Annotated in this window: 4 protein-coding genes and 1 tRNA gene; 3 read left to right on the forward strand and 2 right to left on the reverse strand. The window is 36.7% G+C overall.

The features are described from left to right. Window positions 1–171: 171 nt before the first annotated feature. Window positions 172–245: transfer RNA gene (locus AAC037_RS18370), tRNA-Asp, on the forward strand. Between the two features lie 248 nt (window positions 246–493). On the opposite strand, the gene AAC037_RS18375 is transcribed toward AAC037_RS18370, so the two are convergent. Next, window positions 494–2,623: a catalase gene (locus tag AAC037_RS18375; RefSeq protein WP_339904625.1), complete on the reverse strand. Its 2,130-nt coding sequence runs from the start codon at window positions 2,621–2,623 to the stop codon at window positions 494–496. 571 nt (window positions 2,624–3,194) lie between these two features. Between AAC037_RS18375 and AAC037_RS18380 the strand changes: the two genes are divergently transcribed. Next, entirely contained in the window at window positions 3,195–4,208 is a 1,014-nt protein-coding gene (locus AAC037_RS18380) for a DNA topoisomerase IB (protein ID WP_339904627.1), read from the forward strand. An 18-nt stretch (window positions 4,209–4,226) separates the two neighbouring features. Here the strand turns inward: AAC037_RS18380 and AAC037_RS18385 are convergent, their stop codons facing one another. Continuing rightward, the gene (locus AAC037_RS18385; protein ID WP_339904629.1) at window positions 4,227–5,102 is read right to left on the reverse strand and encodes a DUF808 domain-containing protein; all 876 of its coding nucleotides are present in this window, start codon (window positions 5,100–5,102) and stop codon (window positions 4,227–4,229) included. A 220-nt stretch (window positions 5,103–5,322) separates the two neighbouring features. Between AAC037_RS18385 and AAC037_RS18390 the strand changes: the two genes are divergently transcribed. Continuing rightward, a complete protein-coding gene (locus AAC037_RS18390) occupies window positions 5,323–5,484 on the forward strand; it encodes a DUF1328 family protein (RefSeq protein ID WP_339904631.1) in 162 nt (53 codons plus the stop codon). The last annotated feature ends 356 nt before the right edge of the window (window positions 5,485–5,840 follow it).

A 5,840-nucleotide genomic window follows, 5' to 3' on the forward strand; every position in this document is an offset into this window, starting at 1 on the left:
AAAAATATTGGAGTGGTAGTTCAGCTGGTTAGAATGTCCCGACTTTATCGGGAAGGTCGCTGGTTCGATACTTGAAGAATTAAAAATATTGGAGTGGTAGTTCAGCTGGTTAGAATGTCCCGACTTTATCGGGAAGATCGCTGGTTCGAAACTTAAGAATTAAAAAATATTGGAGTGGTAGTTCAGCTGGTTAGAATGCCTGCCTGTCACGCAGGAGGTCGCGGGTTCGAGTCCCGTCCATTCCGCTTAAAGCCTTGGTTTTCCAAGGCTTTTTTTGTTGGTAGAAAACAAATATTATCAATTGCGTTTTAATCCAACCGAAAGATAAAAACTATTGAAAAATCTGGGTGGTATGGTCTTAATACTTTTTATTTCATATTGACATTCCAAACAATGCTAATGTCTAAACTTTCTGAAGGAGCATATCCAAGTATATTATACCTGGAAAACTCCTTCAGAAAATTAAGCTTTTATTAGGATTAACTTATAGGTACTAAACAGGAATACCTTCTGTCTTTTTCATTCGGTCCCAATTTCTATGTTGAGCAATTGCCTTGATAAAAGAATTAGGCTCAGCATTGATTAGAACGGCTTTATCATCTTTAAAATCTTTTACATATGTTTCATCCAATAGATTTTCCCCTTCATTATCTACGGCAATGGCTTTGCAGTGCTTTAAGGCTTCATTGATAAACTTTATGAATTTAGGCGTTTTTGATAATGCCTCAATCGAAGCCTGCCCACCCGGTATGTATATGGCATCAAAAAGAACACTCTCGGTCGTGGTAATACTTGCTCCAACAGGATGATCCATATCAGCATCACATTTTATTGTCCCACCATGAGGGGCAACTATCATGCAAACAGCATTTTCAGCTTCTAAAGCCGATTTCATTTGTTTAAAATCGTCCATTTTAAATCCGTCAGCGGCTAAAAAAGCAATTTTTCGGGTAGCAATGCTATCGAATTTGGTATTGGCTTGACTCAGGGCTGTTGATTTGTCAAGGTAATTTTTTTTAGGTCCGGGTTGATAAGCTGCTACGTTAGCATCAGCCCCTATCGCTTGATTTATCGGTTCCTCTATCTTTTCAGGTACACTAAGCCCTAAATTACCTGCAACTTCTTCAGCCAATTTATTGTCAATTTGAGCAATCATCCATAGCATTCTTTCCTGAATATGCTTGTGATTACATTTACCCAATTCAAAGGAATAGGCATTGGCCACATGGCTTTTTTCCCAATCAGCCAAGCTTCTATAAAAGAGAGCGGGTTGGGAGAAGAAATCGTTGAAACTTTCACTCCTTGCTCTAATTTTATTCCCATCTATTTTTTCTTCATATGAAGAAAATGCTCCCTCTGCCATCTTCGAAAGGTGGGGGCAGCCTCCTCCAAGTGTATTGGGAAAGTAGGCCGTTTGACCCTTCGGAATTTCGGTCTGCATGTGCCCATCCCTTTGGTTATGATGAGCTTTAGCCAGCGGCTGATTGATAGGAATTTGATGGAAATTCGGACTCCCCAACCTAGACAGTTGGGTATCTCGGTAAGAAAATAAGCGTCCTTGAAGGAGCGGATCATTGGTAAAATCTATACCAGGCACAATATTACCAGGCAAAAAAGCTACTTGCTCTGTTTCAGCAAAGAAGTTTTCTGGATTTTTGTTCAAGGTCATTTTTCCAATCACCTTAACGGGAACCATCTCCTCAGGAATCAATTTTGTAGCATCCAACAAATCAAAATCAAATTTGTGTTCATCTTCTTCCGGCACAATTTGCACCCCTAACTCCCATTCAGGAAATTGACCGGAATCAATGGCTTCCCAAAGGTCTCTTCTGTGGAAATCAGAATCTGCCCCACTTATTTTTGTGGCCTCATCCCAGGTAACTGAATGAACTCCTAATACCGGCTTCCAATGAAACTTAACGAAATGCGATTCTCCTTTTTCATTGACCAGACGGTAAGAGTGAATCCCAAAACCTTCCATCATTCGATAACTTCTCGGTATGGCTCTATCGCTCATTACCCAAATCTGATTGTGTAAGGTTTCTGGAGTTAGGGAAATGAAATCATAAAAGGTATCATGAGCCGAGGCTGCTTGAGGTATCTCTTTATTCGGCTCCGGCTTCACAGAATGAATCAAATCAGGAAACTTCATTGCATCCTGAATGAAGAAAATCGGCATATTATTACCAACTAAATCCCATGTTCCTTCTTCCGTATAAAACTTTACAGCAAAACCACGTACATCCCTTGCAAGATCTGTAGAACCCTTGGAACCGGCAACTGTAGAGAATCTTACAAAAACAGGTGTTTTTCTATTGGTATCTGTAAAGATACCTGCTTTAGAATATTGACTGATACTATCATATAATTCAAAGTAACCATGGGCACCACTCCCCCTAGCATGTACAATCCGTTCTGGGATTCGTTCATGATCAAAACTGGTAATTTTCTCCCTAAGAATAAAATCCTCCAGAAGTGAAGATCCCCTTACGCCGGCTTTTAAAGAATTATTGGTATCGTTGACTTTAACCCCTTGCCTAGTGGTTAATTCCTGACCTTTGGGGTTGACTGTAAACTGCTTAAGCTGGTCCGATTTTGAGTGTTTTGCTTCTTCTTTTTTCATATTAAAAATTTTATAGGGTTGATTTAATTGATAAAATTTATAAAATTCACATTGAGCTTCTCCAGCTATTTATAATCTTTTAAATAATGGCTAATATGCAGTTGCCAGAACCCAAAGAAGCATCAGTTTATCCTATTGATAACTCTTCTTTGATAGCTGGAAAAATTTTCTATGATTTATAATACTTTCCCATTGGAATTGGATCAAATCTAAAAGAGATATTAGAATAACTATTGCTCAAAAAATAAAATTATTAGCTCTTTTAAATTATAAATATTTATAATCCTGATTTAGATATAAATTAATTTTTAAAGTCTGTCTATGAGCAAATAAAGTCAAGTGGGTAAACTCGGCGTATTCGGCTAGGAGTCAATCCTTTTCTCCCACCATTCTAGCCATTTACTCTACATCTATGTAACACAACAAATTAATTTATTAGGCACCAGATAACGAAAGAGGCAACATAAATATTAAAACAATAGGGCCCCATTTGAGGTTAAATCTATTAACCTTTACTATTATTTTTCAAACAGTAGTTCAATTAAATGTACCTAGCTGATATAGCCTAACAATGAAAGCCATAAGAGAAATTGATGATTCTGCCCTTTGCATTTACAGAAAAAAATGGGCTAGAGGTTTCAGATACATAAATGAAAAAGGAAAACCTATTAAAGACAAACAGACACTAAAGCGCTTAAAGAATTTGGTCATCCCTCCTATGTGGAGTGATGTCAAGATTTGCAGGTTGGAAGAAGGACATATCCAAGCCACCGGAAGAGACAAAAAAGGCCGTAAACAATACATTTACCATAGTACATATGAGCAAAAATGCCAACTGGAAAAATTCAACAGGCTAATTAATTTTGCGAAGGCATTACCTGCTATCAGAAAAAAATCTTACCGAGCCATCCAATCAAAAGAATGGAGCAAGGAAAAAGTATTGGGACTAATGATATTGATTTTGGATGGGTATGGTATAAGGATAGGCAACAAGTATTACCAAGAAAACAACGACACCACAGGTTTGACAACCTTGCGAAGAAAGCATATGAAAATTGAAGGCGAGGGGATTACCTTCCACTACAATGGTAAGAGTAATATTGATCGAAGTGTGATGATTGACGATCCGGAGCTTATTTCCTTGATTAAAGATGCCGCAGAGTTGCCAGGATATGAAATTTTTAGGTACAAAGATAAAAATGGTAATTTTCAGTCTGTAGATAGTGATGAAGTTAATGAATACCTTGCTGCAAATATGTGCGCTGAATATTCAAGTAAATATTTCCGCACTTGGGCAGCATGTCGATTGGCAATTGAATATTACCCAAAAGCTCTTGAAGAAAAACAAAAAAACAAACGCAAAAAATTCAGTAATATAGTGGTGAAAATGGTCGCTTCTGAGCTTGGGAACACCCCCAGTGTATGTAGAAATTATTACATTCATCCAGCTATTATGGAGAAGATTGAATCCAAAAGCCTACCACAGCCTAATCCATTTAAACATAGCAAAAGCACCAATACTCTTTCTAGGGACGAAAAATTTGCCTTACAAATCATTGAAATGGCATCCGTTGAAAGCAAGTAATTCAAAAGAAGGCAGATTTTATCTCTTGACTTTTCTCCAGATACTTAGGATAGTGGATACCACTATAAAAACCACGGCACCAACTGCCAAGCCAATTAAAAACTCTTTTAAAATGGTAGGAAATTCAGGCAATAAATGATGGAAGAAGTCAATATTATGGGAAAATATCCCCCCAGCAACTAACATTAAAGCAATGGTCCCAATGATTGATAGGCCTTTGATCACAATAGGTAATGCATTTACTAAAAATCTACCGAAATAATCTGAAAAACTATTGTCTTCTTCCGTATATGCGATCAATTTTAGACCAAAATCATCCATCCTTACTATTACTGCAACGATTCCATATACCCCTACAGTTGCCAATAAGGCGATTAAAGAAACAACCAAAACTTGCACCCAAATTACCTCTTGAATCACGGTACCCAAGGCTATGATCACAATTTCAACAGAAAGAATAAAATCTGTGAAAATCGCGGATTTAATTTTATTTTTTTCACTCGCCAAAACTTCCTCCTCGGTAAGTTTTTTATGTTCAATCTCTGTTTTATGGTGTTTATTGCCGGTCAAAAATTCATAGACCTTCTCTGCCCCTTCATAGGCCAGATAAAGCCCCCCTAGCAACAATACAATTGTAATGACTTTAGGTAAAAATGCACTCAACAAAAATGCTGTAGGGAGAATAATAATTTTGTTTTTCAATGAGCCCTTGGTGATCGCCCACAAAACGGGAATTTCTCTGGAAGCAACAAAACCTGAGGACTTTTCCGCATTCACGGCAAGGTCATCTCCTAAAATTCCAGCAGTCTTTTTAGCTGCTACTTTACTCATGGTAGCCACATCATCCATTAAAGTGGCGATGTCATCCAATAATGCAAAAAAACCTGAAGCCATTAATTATCAGTTTAATATTTTATTTCAGAAAGTATAAATAAATCCTAGTACCTAATTGCCATAATCAAGCCAATAATGACGCTTTATGTTCAATTTCGGGACGAAAATATAAAGGCTTAATCAATTTCTTTCATTAAAGGCAATTAATTATTCATTAGAGCACTTTCAAAGAAGATTATCAGGCTAACTTTATTCAAAAATAAAAACTAACGAATATATTATGGTTAAGTGGACAATCATATTCTTACTTTTAGCAATCCTTGCCGCAATGTATGGTTTTGGCGGCTTGGCTGAAGGCGCCTCGGAAGTTGCTAAAGCATTCTGTTTTATTTTTCTAGGAATGGTTATCTTCTCATTGTTCATGAATTTTAAAAGAATTTAACCAGAAATATGCAATAGGGAAGGGATTAAGAGTGCTTTTGCTTACCATTAGTTGGTTTGTAGAATTTGCTACAGCTTCGCTATGATAATAAAATATTGAAATTGAAAATATAAGTATTCCTACCTAATGTTTTGGCCATAGGTAACTTACTTTGATCCAACCTTTTAATCCTTTCAACCTACCCCTGCCATTATGTTGTCGATCCTAATTTCATTAATTCATTGCTCTGGTAATACCAGAGAATAGATGAGAATTTCGAGTATCTTAGAAAAGAAATTAACTAACAAAGCATTTACTCTCTTCAATCCATTCTCTTATCTGACCCCAATAATATGGAAAATTTATTCAAAACTTCT

This window comes from uncultured Cyclobacterium sp., from assembly GCF_963976465.1.
Lineage (GTDB): Bacteria > Bacteroidota > Bacteroidia > Cytophagales > Cyclobacteriaceae > Cyclobacterium.

What these genes read in the sequence shown, in the direction of transcription:
- AAC037_RS18375 (WP_339904625.1), bottom strand. Translation starts at nt 2,623, where the DNA reads ATGAAAAAAGAAGAAGCAAAACACTCAAAATCGGACCAGCTTAAGCAG.
- AAC037_RS18380 (WP_339904627.1), top strand. Translation starts at nt 3,195, where the DNA reads ATGAAAGCCATAAGAGAAATTGATGATTCTGCCCTTTGCATTTACAGA.
- AAC037_RS18385 (WP_339904629.1), bottom strand. Translation starts at nt 5,102, where the DNA reads ATGGCTTCAGGTTTTTTTGCATTATTGGATGACATCGCCACTTTAATG.
- AAC037_RS18390 (WP_339904631.1), top strand. Translation starts at nt 5,323, where the DNA reads ATGGTTAAGTGGACAATCATATTCTTACTTTTAGCAATCCTTGCCGCA.